At 74.3% G+C, this 21456-nt stretch carries 19 protein-coding genes and 1 pseudogene; 5 read left to right on the top strand and 15 right to left on the bottom strand.

All coding sequences use genetic code 11. The features are described 5' to 3' along the window. Positions 1-41 precede the first annotated feature (41 nt). On the top strand, positions 42-2321 hold the full coding sequence (locus A949_RS0117055) for an ATP-binding cassette domain-containing protein (protein ID WP_019357232.1): 2280 nt from the start codon (positions 42-44) through the stop codon (positions 2319-2321). A gap of 35 nt (positions 2322-2356) precedes the next feature. On the opposite strand, the gene A949_RS0117050 is transcribed toward A949_RS0117055, so the two are convergent. The 3 genes from A949_RS0117050 to A949_RS0117040 all read right to left on the bottom strand — a co-directional run bounded on the left by A949_RS0117050 (position 2357) and on the right by A949_RS0117040 (position 5813). Further along, a complete protein-coding gene (locus A949_RS0117050) occupies positions 2357-4768 on the bottom strand; it encodes an ATP-binding cassette domain-containing protein (RefSeq protein WP_019357231.1) in 2412 nt (803 codons plus the stop codon). Positions 4769-4906: 138 nt separating this feature from the next. Next, a complete protein-coding gene (locus A949_RS0117045; protein ID WP_019357230.1) occupies positions 4907-5317 on the bottom strand; it encodes a VOC family protein in 411 nt (136 codons plus the stop codon). 10 nt (positions 5318-5327) lie between these two features. Continuing rightward, on the bottom strand, positions 5328-5813 hold the full coding sequence (locus A949_RS0117040; RefSeq protein WP_019357229.1) for a helix-turn-helix transcriptional regulator: 486 nt from the start codon (positions 5811-5813) through the stop codon (positions 5328-5330). Positions 5814-5936: 123 nt separating this feature from the next. Between A949_RS0117040 and A949_RS0117035 the strand changes: the two genes are divergently transcribed. Next, the gene (locus A949_RS0117035) at positions 5937-6311 is read left to right on the top strand and encodes a hypothetical protein (protein ID WP_019357228.1); all 375 of its coding nucleotides are present in this window, start codon (positions 5937-5939) and stop codon (positions 6309-6311) included. Between the two features lie 34 nt (positions 6312-6345). Here A949_RS0117035 and A949_RS0117030 read toward each other — a convergent pair whose 3' ends face one another. After that, positions 6346-7161, bottom strand: a complete 816-nt coding sequence (locus tag A949_RS0117030; RefSeq protein ID WP_019357227.1) for an SAM-dependent methyltransferase — start codon at positions 7159-7161, stop codon at positions 6346-6348. 320 nt (positions 7162-7481) lie between these two features. Next, positions 7482-7697 (bottom strand): EF-hand domain-containing protein, encoded by a 216-nt coding sequence (locus tag A949_RS0117025; RefSeq protein ID WP_019357226.1) that lies wholly within the window; start codon positions 7695-7697, stop codon positions 7482-7484. A 213-nt stretch (positions 7698-7910) separates the two neighbouring features. On the opposite strand from A949_RS0117025, the gene A949_RS0117020 reads away from it, so the two are divergent. Beyond that, positions 7911-8357 (top strand): nitroreductase family deazaflavin-dependent oxidoreductase, encoded by a 447-nt coding sequence (locus A949_RS0117020; protein WP_019357225.1) that lies wholly within the window; start codon positions 7911-7913, stop codon positions 8355-8357. 54 nt (positions 8358-8411) lie between these two features. Further along, positions 8412-9056, top strand: coding sequence for an HD domain-containing protein (locus tag A949_RS0117015; RefSeq protein WP_019357224.1), 645 nt, complete (start codon positions 8412-8414; stop codon positions 9054-9056). 26 nt (positions 9057-9082) lie between these two features. Here the strand turns inward: A949_RS0117015 and A949_RS0117010 are convergent, their stop codons facing one another. From A949_RS0117010 to A949_RS0116980, 6 genes are all read right to left on the bottom strand, one after another. Continuing rightward, positions 9083-10222, bottom strand: a complete 1140-nt coding sequence (locus tag A949_RS0117010) for a pyridoxal-phosphate-dependent aminotransferase family protein (RefSeq protein ID WP_019357223.1) — start codon at positions 10220-10222, stop codon at positions 9083-9085. 109 nt (positions 10223-10331) lie between these two features. Then, complete coding sequence (locus A949_RS0117005; RefSeq protein WP_019357222.1) at positions 10332-12416, bottom strand: SpoIIE family protein phosphatase; 2085 nt, start codon at positions 12414-12416, stop codon at positions 10332-10334. 101 nt (positions 12417-12517) lie between these two features. Beyond that, the gene (locus A949_RS0117000; protein WP_019357221.1) at positions 12518-13663 is read right to left on the bottom strand and encodes a BadF/BadG/BcrA/BcrD ATPase family protein; all 1146 of its coding nucleotides are present in this window, start codon (positions 13661-13663) and stop codon (positions 12518-12520) included. Further along, entirely contained in the window at positions 13654-14919 is a 1266-nt protein-coding gene (locus tag A949_RS0116995) for a 6-phospho-beta-glucosidase (protein ID WP_019357220.1), read from the bottom strand. Before A949_RS0116995 ends, A949_RS0117000 begins: the two co-directional genes overlap by 10 nt. Before the next feature lie 110 nt (positions 14920-15029). Beyond that, positions 15030-16211 (bottom strand): ROK family transcriptional regulator, encoded by a 1182-nt coding sequence (locus A949_RS0116990; RefSeq protein WP_019357219.1) that lies wholly within the window; start codon positions 16209-16211, stop codon positions 15030-15032. A gap of 241 nt (positions 16212-16452) precedes the next feature. Continuing rightward, the gene (locus tag A949_RS0116980; protein ID WP_019357217.1) at positions 16453-18657 is read right to left on the bottom strand and encodes an ArnT family glycosyltransferase; all 2205 of its coding nucleotides are present in this window, start codon (positions 18655-18657) and stop codon (positions 16453-16455) included. 476 nt (positions 18658-19133) lie between these two features. On the opposite strand from A949_RS0116980, the gene A949_RS0116975 reads away from it, so the two are divergent. Continuing rightward, entirely contained in the window at positions 19134-19649 is a 516-nt protein-coding gene (locus A949_RS0116975) for a MarR family transcriptional regulator (protein WP_019357216.1), read from the top strand. Positions 19650-19754: 105 nt separating this feature from the next. On the opposite strand, the gene A949_RS0116970 is transcribed toward A949_RS0116975, so the two are convergent. From A949_RS0116970 to A949_RS39145, 4 genes and pseudogenes are all read right to left on the bottom strand, one after another. Continuing rightward, a complete protein-coding gene (locus tag A949_RS0116970) occupies positions 19755-20393 on the bottom strand; it encodes a GTP-binding protein (protein WP_026004740.1) in 639 nt (212 codons plus the stop codon). Next, positions 20374-20727 (bottom strand): DUF742 domain-containing protein, encoded by a 354-nt coding sequence (locus tag A949_RS0116965; RefSeq protein ID WP_019357214.1) that lies wholly within the window; start codon positions 20725-20727, stop codon positions 20374-20376. The genes A949_RS0116970 and A949_RS0116965 overlap by 20 nt, the downstream gene beginning before the upstream one ends. Next, the gene (locus tag A949_RS0116960) at positions 20724-21128 is read right to left on the bottom strand and encodes a roadblock/LC7 domain-containing protein (protein WP_078534820.1); all 405 of its coding nucleotides are present in this window, start codon (positions 21126-21128) and stop codon (positions 20724-20726) included. Before A949_RS0116960 ends, A949_RS0116965 begins: the two co-directional genes overlap by 4 nt. 3 nt (positions 21129-21131) lie before the next feature. Further along, a pseudogene (locus tag A949_RS39145) lies at positions 21132-21456 on the bottom strand (hypothetical protein); the annotation flags it as partial.

Raw genomic sequence — 21456 nt, 5'->3', positions numbered from 1 at the left:
GCGGCCGGATTCCGGCCGCATCCTGTCCTAGGGTCCCGCTCATGACGCAGCACGCCATCCGGATCCGGGGAGCCCGTACCCACAACCTGCAGGACCTCGACATCGACGTGCCCCGCGGGCGGCTCGTGGTCTTCGCGGGGGTGTCGGGCTCGGGCAAGTCGTCGCTGGTGTTCGACACCCTCGCGGCCGAGGCCGGACACCAGCTCAACGAGACCTGTCCGCCCTACACCCGCAGCCGCCTGCCGAAGTGGCACCGTCCCGAGGTCGCGCACATCGAGGGGCTGTCGCCCGTCGTGGTGGTCGACCAGCGGCGGCTGGGTGGGAACGCCCGCTCCACGGTCGGCACGGTCACCGACATCTGGACCATTCTGCGCCTGCTGTTCTCCCGGACGAGCACACCGTACGTCGGCGAGTCCTCCGCCTTCTCCTTCAACGACCCGGCCGGGATGTGCCCCACCTGCTCCGGCCTGGGGGACGTGGTGGCCAGCGCCGTCGACCGGTTCGTGGATCCCGACCGGTCGCTGCGCGAGGGCGCCGTGCTGCTGCCCGGATTCGCCCCCGGCGGATACTGGTACTCCCACTTCGCCGACATCGGGGTGTTCCCGCTCGACACGCCGCTGTGCCACTGGGACCGGGCGGCGCGGGACGCGCTGCTGTACGGCACGGCGGCCGCCGGCTCGCCCGCCGACCGGCTGCCCGAGGGCTACGAGGGCGTGGTGCAGCGCTTCGAGCGGATCCATCTGCGCGGTTCCGAGGAGATGTCCGAGCGCAAGAAGCAGACGATCGCCCGGTTCACCCGTTCCGAGGTCTGCCCGGACTGCCGCGGCGACCGACTGTGCGAGGCGAGCCGGTCGGCCACGGTGCTGGGCCGCACCATCGGCGAGCTGGCCCGGATGGAGGTCGCCGAACTCGTCGGACTGCTGGGGGAGGTGACCGAGGCGCGGGTGGCACCGGTCGTCTCCGCCCTCACCGAGCGGCTCCGGGCGATGACCGCCATCGGGCTCGGCTATCTGCACCTCGGCCGCGGCACCGCGACGCTCTCCGGGGGCGAGGCGCAGCGGATCAAGACCCTCAGGCACCTGGGCAGCAGCCTCACCGAGATGATCTACGTCTTCGACGAGCCCACCGTAGGGCTGCACCCCCACGACGTCTCCGCCATGACCGGGCTGCTCCGGCGGCTGCGGGACAAGGGCAACTGCGTCCTGGTGGTCGAGCACGACCCCGCGGTCATGGCCGTCGCCGACCAGGTCGTCGAGATCGGCCCGGGCGCGGGGGAGCAGGGCGGCGCACTCGTCCACCAGGGCGGCTTCGAGGCGCTGCGCCGGGCCGGTACCGCGACGGCGGCCGCATTGGCGCGGCGCCGGCCGGTCAAGGACGCTCCGCGGACCCCGCGCGGTCACCTCACCGTGGCCGGCGCCGCGCGCAACAACCTCCGCGAGCTGACGGCCGACATCCCCACCGGTGTGCTGACCGTGCTCACCGGCGTGGCGGGTTCGGGGAAGACCAGCTTCGCGGAGGAACTCGTCGCCCGGCACGACGCCGTGGTGATCGACCAGCGGCCGGTCGTCGGCAACCGGCGCTCCACGCCCCTCACCTACACCGGGATCGCCGGCGCCGTCCGCACGCTCTTCGCCCGCCGCAACCGCGTCGACGCAGCGCTGTTCAGCTCCAACTCCCGGGGCGGCTGTGCCGGCTGCGACGGTCTGGGGACCGTCGCCGGCGACCTCGCCTTCCTGGAGGACCAGGAGACGGTCTGCGAGACCTGCGAGGGGCGCCGGTTCACGCCCGAGGCGCTGGCGTACACGGTCGGCGGGCTGACCATCGCCGACATCGGTGACCTCACCGTCCACGAGGCCGTCGAACGGCTCCCGGACCGCGCGATCGTCCGCGCCCTCCGCCGCCTCGACGACGTCGGTCTGGGATATCTGCGGCTCGGCCAGCCGCTGACCACCCTCTCGGGCGGCGAGTGCCAGCGGGTGAAGATCGTAAAGGAGCTCCGGGACGCCGCCGGTCCGGCCCTCTACGTCCTCGACGAGCCCACCACCGGACTGCACCTGCAGGACATCGACACCCTGCTGGCCCTCCTCGACGGCCTGGTGGACCAGGGGCACACCGTCGTACTGATCGAGCACAACCTCGATGTCGTCCGGCATGCCGACTGGCTGATCGACCTCGGTCCCGGCCCCGGGCGGCACGGCGGGCAGCTCCTCTACCAGGGTCCGGTCGCAGGAATCACCGGCACCGCCACTGCCGAGGCGCTGCGCGAGGACGGCCGCACCCTCGTGCCCTCGTCCGGCGGCCGGGGCCCGGCGGCCGGCTGACGGGCGTCGCGGCGGTGCCGCCCGCGCGCCTCGGCTCAGCCGCCGACGTAGTCCGCCAGATGCTCCCCGGTGAGCGTGGAGCGCCCGGCGACCAGGTCGGCCGGCGTGCCCTCGAAGACGATCCGGCCGCCCTCGTGGCCGGCTCCCGGACCCAGGTCGATGATCCAGTCGGCGTGCGCCATCACCGCCCGGTGGTGCTCGACGACGACGACCGAGGTGCCGGAGTCCACCAGCCGGTCGAGCAGGCCCAGCAACTGCTCGACATCGGCGGGGTGCAACCCGGCGGTCGGTTCGTCCAGGACGTAGACGCCGTCCTTGCCGGCCATCCGGGTCGCCAGTTTCAGCCGCTGCAACTCGCCGCCCGACAGTGTGGTCAGCGGCTGGCCCAGCCGGAGGTAGCCGAGCCCGACATCGGCGAGGCGCTCGAGGACGCGGTGCGCGGCCGGGGTACGGGCCTCCCCGGCCGCGAAGAACTCCGCGGCCTCGGCCACCGGCATCGCCAGCACCTCACTGATGTCGCGGCCGCCGAGCCGGTACTCCAGCACCTCCGGCTGGAACCGCTTCCCGTCGCACTCCTCGCAGGTCGTGGCGGTGCCGGCCATCATCGCCAGGTCGGTGTAGACGACCCCGGTCCCCTTGCAGTCCGGGCAGGCGCCCGCGGAGTTGGCGCTGAAGAGGGCCGGTTTGACGCCGTTGGCCTTGGCGAACGCCTTGCGGACCGGGTCCAGCAGCCCGCTGAAGGTCGCCGGGTTGCTGCGCCGCGACCCGCGGACGGCGCCCTGGTCGACGGCGACCACTTCGGTTCCGGCCGCGGCGGCCTGCCGGGGCAGTGCGCCGTGGACGAGCGAGCTCTTGCCGGAACCGGCGACGCCGGTGACCACGGTCAGCACCCCGAGCGGGATGTCGACGTCGACGTTCCGCAGGTTGTGCGTCCCGGCGCCGCGGATCTCCAGTGCGCCGGCCGGGCTGCGCGGGGTCTCCTTGAGCCGTGCGCGGTCGTCGAGGTGGCGCCCGGTGAGCGTGCCGCCCGCGCGCAGCCCCTCGACGGTGCCCTCGAAGCAGACGGTGCCTCCGGCGGTGCCGGCGCCGGGGCCGAGGTCGACGACATGGTCGGCGACCGCGATCGTCTGCGGTTCGTGCTCCACGACGAGCACGGTGTTGCCCTTGTCCCGCAGCCGCAGCAGCAGCTCGTTCATCCGCCCGATGTCGTGGGGGTGCAGCCCGGCCGTGGGCTCGTCGAAGATGTACGTGGCGTCGGTGAGCGAGGAGCCCAGCTGGCGCACCATCTTGACGCGCTGTGCCTCGCCGCCCGAGAGGGTGCCCGAGGGCCGGTCGAGCGAGAGGTAGCCGAGGCCGATCTCGACGAACGAGTCGAGCGTCCTGCCCAGCGTGCCCAGCAGCGGCGCCACCGATGGTTCGGTCACCCCGCGGACCCAGGCGGCCAGGTCGCTGATCTGCATCGCGCAGGCGTCGGCGATGCTGATCCCGCCGATCCGTGAGGAGCGGGCCGCCTCGGACAGCCGGGTGCCGTCGCACTCCGGGCAGGTGGTGAAGGTGACCGCGCGGTCCACGAACTCCCGGATGTGCGGCTGCAGGGCTTCCCTGTCCTTGGCCAGGAAGGATTTCCGGATCTTGGGGATCAGCCCCTCGTAGGTGAGGTTCACCCCCTCGACCTTCACCTTGGTCGGCTCCCGGTGGAGGAAGTCCCGCATCTCCTGCTCGGTGTAGTCGCGGATCGGCTTGTCCGGGTCGAGGAGGCCCGACTCGGCGTAGACCCGCACGGTCCAGAAGCTGTCCGACTTCCAGCCGGGAATGGTGAACGCGCCCTCGGCCAGGGACTTGGAGTCGTCGTAGAGCTGGGTGAGGTCGATGTCGGAGACCGCGCCGCGCCCCTCGCAGCGGGTGCACATGCCCCCGGTGCGGGCGAAGGTCTGCTTGACCGTCCTGTTCCTGCCGGGGCCGCGCTCGACGGTGAGCGCCCCGCTGGCCCGGACCGAGGGGACGTTGAAGGCGAACGCGTTGGGGGAGCCGATGTGCGGCTGTCCGAGCCTGCTGAAGAGGATGCGCAGCATCGCGTTGGCGTCGGTGGCGGTGCCGACCGTGGAGCGGGGGTCGGCGCCCATCCGCTGCTGGTCGACGATGATCGCGGTGGTCAGCCCGTCGAGGACGTCCACCTCGGGCCGTGCCTGGTTCGGCATGAAGCCCTGCACGAAGGCGCTGTAGGTCTCGTTGATCAGCCGCTGCGACTCCGCTGCGATGGTGTGGAACACCAGTGAGCTCTTGCCGGAGCCGGAGACGCCGGTGAACACCGTCAGTCGCCGCTTGGGCAGCTCGATGCCGACGTCCCTGAGGTTGTTCTCGCGCGCCCCGTGCACGCGGATCAGGTCGTGGCTGTCGGCGACGTGCCGCGCGGGCGGCTGCCCGTCCGCTTCACCGGTCCTGCTCATCCTGTCTCCCGTTCTTCGCGCGGTGCCGTGCGGCCCGCGGATTCCTCGCCTGTGCGGTCGGACCGGCGTGGTGAGGCCACGGCCGGTCCGGTGCCGCCCCTCGTGCTTACCGGGTGCCGCCCGCGGCCGGCGTGAGGCTCAGCGCACTTCCCGGATGCGGATCTGGTTGCCCGCCGGATCGCGGAAGGCGCAGTCGCGGACGCCGTAGGGCTGCTCGGTCGGCTCCTGGACGACCTCGGCGTCGCCTTCCTGCAGCTTCTGGAAGGTGCCGTCCAGGTCCCGGGTGGCCAGCAGGATCCAGCCGTAGGTGCCCTTGGCCATCATCTCGGCGATGGTCCGGCGCTCGTCGTCGGTGATCCCGGGGTCGGCGGCCGGAGGTGCCAGGAGGATGGAGGTGCCCGGCTGGTCCGCGGGTCCGACGGTGATCCAGCGCATCGCCCCGGAGCCCACGTCGGTGCGGACCTCGAAGCCGAGGGTGTCGCGGTAGAAGGCCAGCGAGGCATCCGGATCGTCGTGCGGGAGAACGGTGGTGTGAATGCTGATGTCCATGGGGCTCACGCTAGCCCCGGCCCGCCGGGGGTGCTTCTCGATTCCTGACCGGTTGGTTCCCGGCCGGCCGGCCCTCCGGCTGATTCCTGACCGGCCTGGTCACCTGCTTGGCGACGCACGGCGGCAGCCCCGCCGGATCGTCCGCGGTGCGCCGCCGGTAGGTGCTGGGCGGCATGCCGACCAGTTCGGTGAAGCGGGTGCTGAAGGTGCCCAGCGACGAGCAGCCGACGGCGAAGCAGACCTCGGTGACGCTGAGGTCCCCGCGCCGCAGCAGCGCCATCGCGCGTTCGATGCGCCGGGTCATCAGGTAGGAGTACGGGGACTCGCCGTAGGCCTGCCGGAACTGGCGGCTGAGATGCCCGGCCGACATGTTCACGCCACGCGCGAGGGCCTCGACGTCCAGCGGCTGCGCGTACTCCCGGTCGATCCGGTCGCGCACCCGGCGCAGCCGTGCCAGGTCCCGCAGCTGCTGCGCCGAGGTCGATCTGTTCGCCACACGGGTGATGGTACGCCGCGGAGCTGCCGCGGCCCGGTGCGCCGGGCGCGCGCGGGCGGCGGCGGAACCGCGGGACGCGGGCCTGTCGCGGACGTGCTGCCCGGCCCTATAGCATCACCAGCCATGCCGAACGCTGACGAGCTGCTCGTCGACATCGCCGCCACGGTGGAGTCGGAGCAGACCAACCAGATGTCCCTCACCGTCGTGGTCCACGGAGCCGTCATCACCGGGCGGCTGGCCCCCGAGTCGGTGTGGAGGCAGCGAGTGGCCGAGGTCCTGCGGGACTCCGACCGGCTCGGCCCGTTCGCGGGCTCCTTCGTCCCGGTCCTGGAGGACGCCGCGAGCGCCGGGACCGAGGCGCCCTCCTACCTGCACTTCCACGTCGCCCGGATCCTGCAGGGCGCGGTGGGCATCCCCGAGACGGGCGGGATGTACCGGATCGCCATCCGGGACGTGAGCGCCTGGACGGTGGGGGAGCTGCGCTACTCCGACCAGTGAGCGGAGGGGCCCGGCGCGGAGGCGCGCGGGCGCGTCAGCGGGGCTTGCGGGCCAGCGCGCCGTACATGGCGATGTCCTCGTCCCGTACCTGCTCGTCCTCCGCGTCGGGCCGCCACTTGTGGACCTGCACCAGACCGGGCTCCACGAGGTCGAGCCCGGTGAAGAAGGCGGCCGCCTCCTGGCGGGTGCGCAGCGCCATCGGCATCCCCTCCGCCGCGTACTGCTCCGCGACCCGGCCCACCTCCTGCGGCGCGAAGTCCGCGGTGCCGACGGTCGCGGCCAGGTAGCTGCCGGGCGGCAGCGGCTCCAGCAGCCTGCGCAGCAGCCCGTGGTCGTCGTCGGACGGGTGGATGAAGTGCAGCATCCCGATGACCAGCAGCGCGATCGGCTCGTCGAGGTCCAGCGTCGCCTGGAACTCGGGCGAGCCGAGGATCGCGTCCGGATCCCGCATGTCCGCGTGGACATAGGTGGTGCGGCCCTGCGGGGTGCTGGCGAGCAGCGCCTGCGCGTAGTTCAGCACGATCGGGTCGTTGTCGACGTAGACGACCCGGGCGCCCGGCTCGACCGCCTGGACGACCTCGTGCAGGTTGGGCGAGGTGGGCAGCCCGGTGCCGATGTCCAGGAACTGCCGGATCCCGCATTCGCGCGCCAGGTAGCGGCTCGCCCGGAGCATGAACGCCCGGTTGGCCCGCATGTGCACCGGCAGCGCGGGCCAGACCTCGATCATGGCCTCACCGGCGGCCGCATCCGCCTCGTAGTGGTTCTTGCCGCCCAGGATGTAGTCGTAGACCCGTGCCGAGTGTGCCGTACCCGTGTTGAGCGGCCGCTGTCCGTCCCCGGTTTCCGTCATTGGTGCGCCCCAGACATTCCGCCCCGGTGGTCTGCCGGGGCAACGATCTCGTGGGTGACACTCTACGACCGCCCACCAAGCGCCCGGTGCCCCGAGGTCGCCTCCGGGCGGCCGGACCCGGCCGCCAACCGCCCTGCGGGCGGGCCGGGTTGCCGCGGAGCGCGGGTGGTGTCCGGCCCGGTCGGGCGGCGCGCCGCCCGCGCCCGGGACCGGTGTCCCGAGCGCCCTGTCCGGCCCGCCGGAAGGACGACGGAGGCGGCCGCCCGCCCGGGCGGCCGCCTGGTCTGCGCGAGGCGGAGCCCCGTGGGGACCACCGGCTGTCAGAGGTCCTTGGCCTTGTCGAAGAACTCCTCGAAGGTCAGGACGCCGTCGCCGTTCGCGTCCCGGGTGCTCACGATGGCCTCCGCGAGGCCCACGGTGTAGTGCAGGTCCCCCAGTTCCACCATGGCCTGCTGGAACTCGACCGGGGTGACGACCCCGTCGCCGTTCCGGTCGAACTTGTCAAAGGTCTTGCGTGCGTCCTCTATACCGGCCACGACAGCCCCTACCTCCGCTTGAATGTACCGACCACGTGCCCGTCGGCACGTGCCCCGCCACGCTATCCCCGCCGTGCGCACGCGCCTCGGCCGCCCCTGCTCCGCACCCGGGTACGTGTACGCCCCCGCTGCCCGTGGTAAGCCGAGAGGGCCGCGGGCGACGGCCCGGCGGTTCCGGGACGGACCCGGACGGTACGACGGAAGGGCGGACACATGCCTGTCGAGGGCGAATACGCGCCGAGCCCCGAGCAGTGGGTGCGCGACCAGGTGGACCTGTACGAGCGCTCCGGCGGCCGGGAGGGCACCACGATGCGGGGCATGCCCGTCATCGTCCTGACCACCAGGGGGGCGAAGAGCGGCAAGGTCCGCAAGACGCCGCTGATGCGGGTGGAGCACGACGGACGGTACGCGGCGGTGGCGTCGCTGGGCGGGGCGCCCTCGCACCCTGTCTGGTACCGCAACGTGCTCGCCGATCCCCGGGTCGAGCTCCAGGACGGCCCGGTGCGGCAGGACATGACGGCCCGTGAGGTCACCGGGGAGGAGAAGGCCGTGTGGTGGGAGCGTGCCGTGGAGGCGTACCCCGACTACGCCGACTACCAGCGCAGGACCGACCGCGAGATCCCGGTCCTCGTCCTGGAACCCGCCCCCGAAGGGCACTGACCCCGCCGCACACCCGGCGGACGACGCGGGGGCGGAGAAGGAGGCCAGCAGGCCATGGGTGAACAGCACGGTCCGGCAGGCGTGCGCGTGCCGGACTCCCGCCTGGCCGCGGAGGCCACCGAACTGGTGCGCGACACCAGCAGCGACCTGATCTACGACCACTCGCGGCGGGTGTACTTCTTCGGCAGCCTCCTGGGAGGCGTGGGCGGAATCGGCCACGACGCGGAACTGCTCTACATCGCGGCGCTCTTCCACGACGTCGGTCTCGGCGCGCCCTTCCACGGCAGCGGACGGCGCTTCGAGGTGGACGGCGCCCAGGAAGCCCGCCGCTTCCTGACCGCCCGCCAGGTCCCCGAGGACCGCGTCCGGCGGGTGTGGACCGCCGTCGCCCTGCACACGACGCCCGGCATCCCGGAGTTCATGGAGCCCGAGGTGGCGCTGATGGCCGCCGGGGTGGAGTACGACGTGCTCGGCTCCGGGTACGGCGAGATCTCCGCCGCCGACCGCGCGGCCGTGGTCGCCGCACACCCGCGCCCGGCGTTCAAACAGGGCATCCTGCGGGCGTTCGCGGACGGTGTGCAGCCGAAGCCGGAGACGACCTTCGGCAACGTCAAGGCGGACGTCCTCGCCCACTACGACCCGCACTTCCGGCGCGGCGACTTCGTCCGCGCCGTCCTGGAGTCACCCTGGCCGGAGTGAGCACGGCCCGCACCGCCTGCCGCGGGTCACGCCCGCAGCGCGCTCTCCCACGCCGCGGCGGCGGCCTCGCCCGCCCGGTCCCCCGCATCCGCTGCGCCGGGCACACCGAGCGCGGCCAGGCCACCGGCCAGCGCCGCCAGCGTGTCCCGCACGACCGTGCGGTCGGCCGACCGCCCGTAGTGGTTGACGCGCAGCACCTCGGCGGCCAGGGCACCGCCCGCTGCCTGCAGCGGTACACCCGGGTCCGCGGTGAGCGCCGCGGCGACCACCTGGCGTGCGTCGACGTCGTCCGCCGGGACGCGGAGCGTCGTCGCGGCCGGGGCAGCGTCCCGATCCCGCGTCACATACGCGGCCAGCGCCGGGAGTTCCCGCACGCCGGCGCGCGTCGCGGCCGACGCCGCCCGGTGCCGGGCGATCGAGGAGTCCAGGCCCTCCTCGAGCACCCGGTCGACGGCCGCTTCCAGGGCCAGCATCTCCAACTGCGCCGGGGCGTGCGGCAGCGCTTTCCGGCCGCCGTCCAGCCACCGCTCCTTCCAGTCCAGCAGCGACAGATAGGAGCCGCGGGGCGCGCCTTCGTTCGCGGCGATCCGGTCCCACGCGCGGGCGCTGACCGACACGGCGGACACCCCGGCCGGTCCGGCCAGCGCCTTCTGGCCGCCGATGACGCACAGGTCCACGCCCCAGGCGTCGGTCAGCAGCGGCTCGGCCCCCACCGAGGCGACCGCGTCCAGCATCAGCAGCGCCCCGTGCTCGCGCACGACGGCGCCGATCTCGGCGACCGGGTTGGTGTTGCCGGTCGCCGCCTCCGCGTGGACGAGGCTCACCAGGCCGGTCTCCGGGTGCTCGCGCAGCGCCCGGGCCACCTCGTCCGCGCCGACGGCGCCGGTGAACGGCGCGGTCAGGGTGACGACCTCCGCGCCGCACGACCGCAGCCAGCCGCCGAACGTCTCGCCGTAGGGCCCGGTGACCACGTTCAGCGCCGTACTGCCGCGCGGCGCCGCCGCACGGATGCACGCCTCCAGCGGGAGCAGCGCCTCGCCCTGCATCGCCACGACATCGCACCGGGTCCGCAGCAACGAGGCCACCTTGTCCTCGACGGCGGCGAAGTGCTCCGCGGTCAGCGGCGGCAGATCCAGCAGGGACGGGTGCTCGGTGTTCGCGGTCACGGTCGCCTTCCAGCCATGACGGGCCGCATCCGGTCACGGCCCTGCTCCCGTCCGAGCCTACGTCCGTCGCGCGCCGGACCCCCTTCCGGCCCCGGCGCCCGCCGCCGCACTACTCCGTCGGGCTGACGAGGAGCAGCGCCACGTCGTCGTGGTTCTCGGGGCTGCGCAGCGCTTCGAGGAGGAGGTCGCAGGTCTGCTCCAGGGAGTCGCCCGAGCCGGCGACCGGGCGCAGCAGACCGAGCAGCACCTCCAGCCGGTCCTCGATGTCGTCGCGCCGCGTCTCGATCAGGCCGTCGGTGTAGAGCACGAGCAGGTCGCCCGGGCACAGGTCGACGGCGACCGTGCTGTGCGTGCCGCCGCCGATGCCCAGCGGGGTGCCGGGCACCACCTCCACCAGCCGCGGCTCGCCCCGCGCCGGGACCAGGACGGGCGGCAGGTGCCCCGCGGACGCGATCCGGCAGCGGTTCCCGCGCGGATCGTAGACGGCGTAGAGGCAGGTGGCGAAGTACGGATCGAGGCCGGTGGTGATCTGGTCGAGGTGGTGCAGCACCTCGGTCGGCTGCAGCGCCAGCCGGGCGAGGGTCTGGGTCGCGGTGCGCAGCCGGCCCATGGTGGCGGCCGCGTTGATGCCGCTGCCCATCACATCGCCGACCACCAGCGCGGTGCGGTCCTCCGCCAGTTCGAGGACGTCGAACCAGTCGCCCCCGATCTCGCTGTGCGCCCCGGCCGGCTGGTACCGGGAGGCGATCCGCAGCCGGGTGGAGCCGGTGGCGGGTGTCGGCAGCAGGCTGCGCTGCAGCATCAGGGCGATGCTGCGCTGCTGCCGGTAGAGGCGGGCGTTGTCGATGCAGACGGCGGCCCGCCCGGCCAGCTCGCAGGCCAGGATCGTGTCGTCGTGGTCGAAGGGCTTCGGGTTGCGGGTGCGCTTGAGATCGAGCGCACCGAGCACCTCGCCGCGGGCGATCAGCGGGACGGCGAGGTAGGAGTGGACGCCCGCCTTGGCGAGGAGCCCGGCGGCGTGCTCGTCGCGGGCGATCCTGCCCAGGTCCTCCTCCTGGACGGCCGGTACGGCGACCGGCTGCCCCGTGGCGACGCAGCGGGTCACGAGCCGCTCGGCGCCGTACCGGGCCACCTGCCCGGTCGGGTCGGCCGCCTCGACCGCGACCGTGGGGTAGCCGGCGGCCAGCGCGAGGGCGCGGAAGGTGGCGCCCCCCTCCGCCGAGATGCCCGCGGGCCGGTCCCGCACGGCCGCGTCCAGTACGTCGACGGCGGCGATGTCGGCCAGCTCGGGGACGGTGATCTCGGCGAGTTCGCGCGCCGTCTGCTCCAGGTCGAGCGTGGTGCCGATCCGGACCGACGCCTCGGCCAGGTGCGAGAGACGTTCCCGGGCCAGCTCGGCCTGGAGCGCGGCCTGGTGCCGGGCGGTGATGTCGGTGACGGAGATGGAGAGGCCCAGCGGGCGCCCGCCGGAGTCGTCGAGCCGGTAGACGGAGACGGACCAGGCGTGGCCGCGCCCTCCCGGGGTCTCGCTGCCCAGCACCTCCCGGTCGATGACCGGCTCGCCGGTCTCCAGGACCCGGTGCAGCACCGTGTCCGCTTCCCGCGCGTGGGTCGGGGGCAGGACGTCGCGCACCGTCCTGCCCAGGTGCCCCTCCTCGTCGACGCCGTCGAGGCGGGTGAGGGCGGGGTTGACCGAGACATAGCGCATATCGGTGTCCATGACCGCGATGCCCATCGGGGACTGCCGGATGAGCAGGGTGGAGAATGCCAGGTCGCGCTCGACCTCGCGGAGCGCGGCGCGGTCCGTGACCAGCGCCAGCGCGTAGCGGGCGCCCTGGTCGTCGTGCAGCCGCATGTTGCGGAACTCCAGCTGGCGGATCCGGCCGTCCTTGCACACGACGGGGAAGACGCCCGCCCAGCTCCTGCCCTCCCGGATCACCTCGTCGAAGAGGCGGAGGACGAGCGCGGTGCTCCGCTCCGGCACCAGCAGCGGTGCCGCGTACCGGCCCAGGGCCTCCGCCGCCGAGTATCCGAACAACTGCTCGGCCTGCGGACTCCACAGGACGATGCGCCCCTGCGCGTCCAGCAGTACGGCGCCGACCCCCAGCACATCCAGGAGCCCACCGGGCGGGGAGAGGCTGACCCCCGGCACCCCGCCGGTCTCACCCTCGGGCGGCTCCTCGTGGTTCGTCACGACGCCGGCTACCTCCCTGGACGGGGCCGTACCCTCCCATCCTCCCTCCCGGACCGCCGTCGTGCTCCCCGGCGGGGCCGGGATTCCGCCGCCGGGCGCGGTCAGTCCGGGGCCGGGGCCGGCGCGCCGTCGGGGGGCCGCGGCGGCTCGAAGTGCCGGCGTGCGCGGTCGTGTGCATCGACGGGTGCGCCGAGCGCGTCCAGGCCCAGCAGAGCGGCCCCGAGCACCGGGCGGGCCCGCACCACACGGGGGACGGCTCGCGGGGCGCGCTCCGCCAGCAGCCGGGTGACGCGGTCGTCCAGCAGCGCCTGGCCCGCGGCGAGGACGCCCCCGCCGAGCAGCACCGGGACCTCCTCCGCCAGCAGATCCAGCTCGCGCAGCGCCACCACCGCCATCGTGACCACCTCATCGGCCATTCGTGCGATCAGCCCGTCCGCGACCGCGTCCCCCCGGCCGGCCGCCGCGAAGAGCACCGGCACCAGCTCCAGCCGCCGCTCCCAGGCGATACGCCCCAGATGCACGGCCTCGATCAGCGCGTGCACCGACCCCAGACCGAAGTGCGCGGGCACGGCCGTACGCAGCAGGGTGGGCTCGCCCCGGCCGTCCTCGGCGCGCGCCGCGTGCCACAGCGCCTCCTCACCCAGCCCTCCGCCGCCGCCCCAGTCCCCGGAGAGCCGTCCCAGGGCCGGAAAGCGCGCGGTGCGCCCGTCGGACCGGACGCCGACGCAGTTGATCCCGGCGCCGCACACGACGGCCACCCCGCGGGCTGCCGCCTCGCCGTCCCGCGCGGTGAGCCCGGCGCGCAGCACGGCGAACGTGTCGTTGTGCACGGCCACCCGCCGCCCCCAGCCGCGCGCGGTGAGCGCCGCCGCCAGGGCCTCCTCCTCGACGGGCAGGTCCGCGTTGGCCAGACAGGCCGTCACCTGCCGCACGGGAGCGGCGGCGCCGCCCGGCCCGGCCGCGGCGTGCGCCCGCTCGACGGCCTCGGCGAGGACGTCCACGGCGGCGCCGACCCCCACGGCGGGCGGGCGGAAGCCGCCGCCGCGCGCGGTGCCCAGCACCCTGCCGTCGGCGCCGAGCAGCGCCACATCGGTCTTGCTGTTGCCCGCGTCCACGGCCAGGAGGGCGGGGGAGGGGCGGCCGGTGTCCGGAGCACGTTCCGGGCACCCGGCAGTGCCCGCGGCGGCGGACGCCGCGGGCGCCGGTCCGGCGGCGGGCGCGGCGGAACGGGTGCGGTTCAGGCCCACGCGAGGTGCTCCTTGTTGTGCGCGAGAAGCCGGTCGGTCAGCTGCTCGGCCCGGTCGAACTGGCCGACGAGGGGGTGCGCGAGCAGAGCGGCGAGGACCCGGTCGCGGCCGCCGTGCAGCGCGGCGCGCAGGGCCAGTTCCTCGTACGCGGCCGTGTGCGAGACGAGCCCGGCGAACCGCGGGTCGAGCGCGGGTACCGGCAGGGGATGGGCGCCCTCCCGGTCGATCCGGGCCTGGGTCTCGATCACCGCGTCGTCCGGCAGGAAGGGCAGTGTTCCCCGGTTGAGCGTGTTGACCGCCTGGTGGGTGCTGCCGCCTGCGCGCAGCAGGGAGGCGGCCAGGTCGACGGCTGCCTCCGAGTAGTAGGCACCGCCGCGGCGGGCCAGCAGTCCGGGCTTGGTGTCCAGGGCCGGATCGGCGTACATCTCCAGCAGTTCCCGCTCCAGCGCGGCCACTTCGGCTGCCCGGGTGGGCCCTTCCCGCTGGGTGCGCACCACCTCGTCGTGTGCGTAGTAGTAGCGCAGGTAGTAGGACGGCACCACGCCCAGGTGCTCGACCAGTGCGCGGGGCAGCCGCACGTCCTCGGCGACGGCCGCACCGTGCTCGGCCAGCAGGCGGGGCAGCACGTCGGTGCCGTCCGGGCCGCCGAGCCGGACGCCCAGCTCCCAGGTGAGGTGGTTGAGCCCGACGTGCTCCAGATGCACCTGGGCGGGAGCGGTCTCCAGCAGCCGCGCGAACTTCCGCTGGAAGCCGATGGCCACGTTGCACAGCCCGACCGCCTTGTGCCCGGCGCCGAGCAGCGCGCGGGTGACGATGCCGACCGGGTTGGTGAAGTCGATGATCCAGGCGTCGGGGTTGCCGCGCCGCACCCGGTCGGCGATGTCCAGCACGACCGGCACGGTGCGCAGCGCCTTGGCCAGCCCTCCGGCGCCGGTGGTCTCCTGACCGACGCAGCCGCACTCCAGCGGCCAGGTCTCGTCCTGCTCCCGGGCGGCCTGGCCGCCCACCCGCAGCTGGAGCAGCACGGCGTCCGCACCGTCCACGCCGGCCTCCAGGTCGTCCGTCGCGGTGACGGTGCCGGGGTGGCCCTGCCGGGCGAAGATGCGCCGGGCCAGGCCTCCGACGCGGGTCAGCCGGTCGGCCGCCGGATCGATCAGGGCCAACTCGTCGATCGGCAGGATGTGACGCAACTGTGCGAAGCCGTCGACGAGTTCGGGTGTGTAGGTCGAGCCTCCGCCGACCACGGCCAGTTTCATCTCTCTCCGTCCTGTGCTCCGGTGCGGGTGACGCTGCGGGGGTGCGGGACGCCGCGGGATCGGTCCGTGCGCAAGAAAGCGGTGGGGCGGTACGGTGCGCCGCCGCACGCTCAGCCGGTGTCGAACACGTCGTCACGGGCCCGCGCCAGGGCGGACAGCAGCGCCCCGGCCAGGACCGGGTCGTCCGTCGGCTCGCTCAGCCGCAGCAGCGGCCGGGGCAGCGCCAGCCCGGTCAACTCGCGCTCCACCAGCGCGCGCAGCTCCTCCCCTCCGGCGCGCGGCACGGCGCCGGACAGCACGACCAGAGGCGGGTCGAGGACCGCGGCCAGGACGGCGATCCCGTCGGCCAGCCTGCGCCCGGTCTCGGCCCGCACCCGCGGGTCGGCCAGCGCCTCGGCCGGCGGTGCGCCGCCCGCGAGGCGGCGCACCGCCGGCACCGAGACCAGGCTCTGGAATCCGCCTCCGGCATCGGGCCCCGCGTACGCGCCCGGGCCGCCCCGGGCGAGCGGAGCCCCGGGCAGCGGCATGTAGCCGAGCTCGCCCGCCCCGCCCGTCGCCCCGCGCAGCAGGACGCCGTCGACGAAGACGGCGGCGCCGATGCCGTCGTCGACCCACAGCAGGACGAAGTCGTCGTGGCCCCGGGCGGCACCCGTGTGCCGTTCCGCCAACGCCGCGAGATTCACGTCGTTCTCGATGACCACCGGGCCGCCCAGCGCTTCGGCGAGCTCCGTGTGCAGGGTGCGGGAGTGCAGGCCGGGCAGGTGCGGCGCGTACCGCAGCTCGCCCGAGCGGGGATCGACCGCACCGGGGGTCCCGACGACGGTGGTGTGCGGGCGGTGCTGCCCCGAGCCGGCCTGACGCAGCGCGCGGTCCACGGCCTCCCCGACCAGCCACGCGGTCCTGTCGCGGGACCCTTCGGCGGCCGGCTCCGCCGCCACCCGGGCACGGCCGACGACGGTGCCCGCGATGTCGGCGACCACCGCGGAGACGCCCCGGGGGTCCACGGAGAGCGCGGCCACCCGGGCGGCTCTCGGGTCGATCTCGTACAGCAGCGCGTCGGGACCGGGCCTGCCGCGCTCCTTGCTGCGGGTGCGCACCAGGCCCGTCTCCGCGAGTCGGCCCAGGAGCTGGGAGGCGGTCGGTTTGGACAGGCCGGTCAGTGCGCTGATCCGGGTCCGGGTGAGCGGGCCGTGCGCCACGAGCAGGTCGAGTGCGGCGCGGTCGTTCATGGCGCGCAGCACGCGGGGGGTGCCCGGGGCGCCGGTACCGCTGCGAACGGTCGGTGCGGCCATCGCGGTGCCCTGTCTGTCCGGTCCGGCCGTCCGGTGCGGTACCGCACCGGACGGCCGGAATACGTCAGGAAGGTTTCCTGTCGGTTCGGGAATCTAGGTCTCCCGCAACCGCTCGGTCAATGGGCCGGTCACGACAGCCGTCCGGTCTCCCGCAAGCCCGGGCCGGACCGGCCGGACCGGCCGGACCGGGCGCGGGCGGCAGGGCCGGTTCCGGCGCCGGTCCTGCCGCCCGCGGGCACGGTCACTCCGCTGCCGCCTCCTTCGGCCGGGTGAGGTCGTAGAAGGTGGCGTCGCCTGCCTGCACCTCGGTGTACTTCTCCGCCACCCACGAACTGATCCGCGCGGAGGTGCCCCGGTCCCCTCCGGGGCCGCCCCGGGAACCCGCGATGAAGTAGTGGATCCGCCCCTGCTCCACGTACTTCTCGAACTGCGCGAGCGTGGGCGAGGGGTCGGTTCCGTTGAAGCCGCCGATCGCCATCACCGGCAGCTCGGTGGAGAGCTGGTAGCTCGCCGCGTTCTGCGAACCGACGGCGGCGGCCGCCCAGGTGTAGGACCCGGAGTCCGCGCGCAGCAGCGCCGCCGCCTTCGAGGAGACCCGGCTGCCGTTGAGCAGCCCGCCCATCCCGCCCCCGCCGCCGGGGCCGCCCCGTCCGCCGTCCTTGCCGCTGCCGCGGCCGGCTCCCTGCCCGGGGCCGCCGGGACCGGGCGGCACACCGGGTCCGGCGTTGGCACCCTGCTGAGTGCCCTTTCCGCCGCCCGGGGAGCCCTGCCGGCCGCCGGTCGGCTGTCCGCGGCCCGGTCCCGCGCCCTGTCCCTGTCCCGCTCCGGGGGCGGGGCGCTCCATGCCCGGGCCCGGCATGCCCTTGCCCCCGCCCCGCATGCCGGGTGGCCCGCCCCTGCTCACCGCGGGGCCCGCCGTGACGATCGAGCCGGTGTGCGGCGTACCGACGGTGCTCACCGTGTAGGCCACCGGCCCGGCGACCGCGGCGAGCAGTCCCAGCGCGGCGACCGCGGCACCCAGGGTGCGGGGCAGTACGGCGGCCGCCAGCAGTCCGCAGGCCGCCGCCGCACCCGCGGCCGGCACCGCCCAGCGCAGCCACGGGAACCAGTCCGGCGCCCGGCCCAGCAGGACGAACGCCCAGCCCGCCGTCCCGGCGACCGCCGCCGCCAGGACCGCGTTCCGCAGCGGCCGGCTCGGCTCCCGCCACAGCGCGGCGGCCCCCATGGCCACCACGGCCGCGATATAGGGCGCCAGCGCGACGGTGTAGTAGTCGTGGAAGATCCCGGACATGAAGCTGAAGGTCGCAGCCGTGCTCAGCAGCGAGCCGCCCCACAGCAGGAACGAGGCCCGCAGCGGATCCGTGCGGGACGCCCTGCCCGCCAGCACCAGCCCCGCGACCAGGAACAGCAGGGCGGCCGGGAGCAGCCACGAGATCTGACCGCCCGCGGTGTCGCTGAACAGCCGCCCCAGGCCCGTCTGCCCCCAGGCGCCGCCGCCGCGACCGCCGCCTCCGCCCCCGCCGCCTCCGACACTGCCGGTTTCGTCGCCGGTCAGCCGGCCGAAGCCGTTGTAGCCGAAGGTCAGCTCCAGGAAGCTGTTCTCCTGCGAGCCGCCGATGTAGGGGCGCGAGGAGGCGGGCCACAGCTCCACGAGCGCGACCCACCAGCCCGCGGTGACCAGGGTGGTCAGCCCGCCGCACAGCAGCTGCCCGATCCGGTTCCGCAGCCGGGTCGGCCCGCAGACCAGATAGACCAGCGCCGCGACCGGCAGGATCAGCCACGCCTGCAGCGCCTTGGCCAGGAAGCCCGCTCCGAAGCAGGCTCCGGCCAGGACCAGCCACCTGGTGCGGCCGTCCTCCACGGCCCGGCCCATGCACCACAGTGCCGCCACCATCAGCAGGCACAGCAGCGCGTCGGGATTGTTGAAGCGGAACATCAGCGCCGCCACCGGGGTGAGGGCCAGCAGCGCCCCGGCGAGCAGCCCGGAGGCGGGCCCGGTGCGGCGGCGTACCGCCGAGTACAGCACGCCGACGGACGCGACGCCCAGCAGCGCCTGCGGCACCAGGATCTGCCAGGACCCCAGGCCGAAGAGCCGGACGGAGAGGCCCATCGGCCACAGCGCGGCCGGCGGTTTGTCGACGGTGATGGCGTTGCCCGCGTCGAGCGAACCGAACAGGAACGCCTTCCAGCTGCTGCCACCCGCCTGGGCGGCGGCCGAGTAGAAGGAGTTGGCGTAGCCCGAGGAGCCGAGGCCGTACAGGTACAGCACGGCGGTGACGGCCAGCAGCGCCCAGAACGCGGGGGACTCCCAGCGCGGCCGCCCGGCTCGTCGGTACCGTGCCCGGGCCCTGAGCTGCCGGCCGAGGCCGCCCCGGCGCCCGGCGGCGGGGCCGGGACCGGGGAGCGGCGCCTCCGCCGCGCTGCCGGAAGGATGGAGGGTGGTCATACTGGAGTCCGCTTTCTTTCAGGTCCGTTGTGGCGCGACGGGCGCGCAGCCGCGGGTGCCCGTGCGGCTCGGGACGAGAAGCACGGCCGCCGGCTCCGCGCCGGGCCGCCGGCCGGAGGGGCCACCGTCCCGTCGGCGGCGAGCCGGGCCGGGTGTCCGGTGGCGTGGGCGGCCGGGGTCTCGGCGAGCATGGGTCCGAACCTCGCGAACGGCCCTGTCATCCACCTGTGCTGGACCTGTGCGGCGGCTGTGAGTGCCGCTCCGGCGCCGCGCCCGGCGGGTTCCGGGATGCCCGCACCCCGCTGCGCTGGTGAGGCGGGCCTGTCCGCGGCGGGCACGGAGGGATAAACTCGTACCGGCCCTTGACGGCGGCGGGCGAGTCCCGCAGCGCCGGGCGGCAAAAGTGCCGAACTTGTGGAGTGAAACGTGGCTTCGACCCCCGCCCCAGACCGGTCGTGCCGGTGCGGAGCGGCGCAGTGACCGGCGACCCTCCCGGCGGCCGCAGTGGACCGGCCGGCGCCGGGGCGGCCGGGGCGGTGGGGGAGGTCATCGAGCTGCTGGAAGTCCTGTGGGAGCACGGCCGCGACGCGGTCTCCTCCTCCCCGGTCTCGGCCTCCCAACTGCGCGTCCTCTACTGCCTGGACCGCGAGGAGGGGATGAATCTGCGCATGCTGGGGGAGATGCTGGGGTCGGCCCCCTCGTCGGTCAGCCGGCTGTGCGACCGCCTCCAGGCGCTCGGCTTCCTGGAGCGGCTGCCCAGTCAGGTCAGCCGGCGGGAGCTGGAGCTGCAGCTGACCCACCAGGGCCGCAAGTACCTCGGCGAGCTGCGGCTCCGCCGCGAGGAGGCGCTGACCGCGACGCTGGAGGCGATGCCGCCCAAGGCGCGCGCCGTGCTCTTCGAAGGGCTCAGGGCGTTCCGGGAGGCGACCGAGGGCACGGCCCCGCTCGCCCGGCTCAGCGCCGTGCGGGAGATCGACGACCGTTCGGCCTGACCCGCGCGCCGCCGGTGCGCCGGCGCCCCGCGCCGGGCGTCGGCGCGGGGCGCCGCGGGCCGACCGGGGGCGGGGCCCGCAGGCCCCGCCGGCCCGGCTGCGCTGTCAGCCCGATTCCGCCGTCAGCTCGGTTCCGCTGGTCAGGGTGTTGTCGCGCAGATGGTGCATCAGCGAGATGAGGACGTCCCGGCTGGATTCGCGGCGCCGCGCGTCGCAGACCACGATCGGCACACTCGTGGGCAGGTCGAGCGCTGACCGCAGTTCCTCGGTCGGGTAATTGGCCGCGTCCGGGAAGGCGTTGACGGCGATGACGAACGGCACCCCCGCCTCCTCCAGCCTTCCGATCACGTCGAAGCTGACCTCCAGCCGCCGGGTGTCGACCAGCACCACGGCACCCAGCGCGCCTTCGAACAGCCCGTTCCACAGGAACCAGAAGCGCTGCTGCCCGGGCGTGCCGAAGAGGTAGAGCACCAGCTCCTCGTTGAGGCTGATCCGGCCGAAGTCCATCGCCACGGTCGTCGCGGACTTGTGTTCGACCCCGGCGAGGTCGTCGATGCCGGTGCTCGCCCGGGTCATCGTCTCCTCGGTGGTCAGCGGCCTGATCTCGCTGACCGAGCGGACCAGCGTCGTCTTGCCGACGCCGAACCCGCCGACGATGACGATCTTGACCGCGGACGAAGCGGAGGAGGGAAGCCGGTCGGCCTCCCGTGGCTCCATGACCGTGTCAGAGCTTTTGGAGTCCATCGATTACCGCCTCAATCAATGCGATGTCGGGAAGAGAGCTGGCGGGTTCGCGTGCCTCGACCCGCCCGTCGGCCAGCAAGTCGTCGAGCAGCACACCGGTCGCACTGGAGGGCAGGGCCAGATGCGCGGAGATCTCGGCGACGGAGAGCGGTGAGCGGCAGATCCGCAGGATGGCGGCCAGTTCCGGCTGTATCCCCACCCCGGGGTCCTCCCGCGAGACGATCAGCGTCACCAGGTCGAGCCGGGACCCCGCGGCGTCCGCCTCCCGGCCCCCGGTGATCACATACAGCCGCTCCGGGCCGCTCTCCTCCCAGCCGGTGCCGTTCTCGCTCACGGCACCTGCCCGTCGGTCCGTGGCGGGCTGGTCAGATGGGCGCCGATCCGGGCCACCAGATCGCGCATGCACTGGCCGACCAGCCCGGCGTCCACCCCTTCGTCCGCGAGCACGGCGAGATGCGCGCCGGCGCCGGCGGCCATCAGGTACATGAAGCCGCCGCTCACCTCGATCACCACCATCCGCATCCGGCCGTCGCTCTGCGGGAACTCGGCGGCCACCGCGCCGGAGAGGCTCTGCAGACCCGAGCCGATCGCCGCGATCCGGTCCGCGGTGTCGACGTCGGTGTCGTACCGGGCCATGCACAGGCCGTCCGAGGACAGCACCACTATGTGACGGGTCTGCGGGACGCTCTCGGCAAGGTCCTTAAGCATCCAGTCCATGTCCGCGCGGTGATCCATCGGCTACTCATCCTTGTCTGACGTGTCGCTGTTGCCGCGAGCCGGGTCCGGCGTCGGTCTGTCGCCGTGCAGCCCGCTGTGGAGTTCGGCCATCCATACGCCGGGGGCGGGTTCCTCGTGTGCGGTGGCGGCGGGCCCCGGGCGCGCCGGGCGCGGGGGTGCCGCGGGTCCTCCGTCTGCGCGCGGCCGGCGGCGCCTGCGCTGCGGCAGGCCGTTCGGCGTCCGCTCGGGCGCCTCGTCCTGCTCCCCGTCGGCCGCGGCCCCGGCCTCCGGGCGCGCCGCGGGGGCGGTGCCGTCCGGCTCCGGTGCTGCCGGGCGCGCCGCGGGG

Source organism: Streptomyces sp. AA1529 (assembly GCF_000280905.1).
GTDB lineage: Bacteria > Actinomycetota > Actinomycetes > Streptomycetales > Streptomycetaceae > Streptomyces.
Note: the sequence above shows the minus strand (reverse complement) of the source record. Positions and strands in the feature narration are given on the sequence as shown.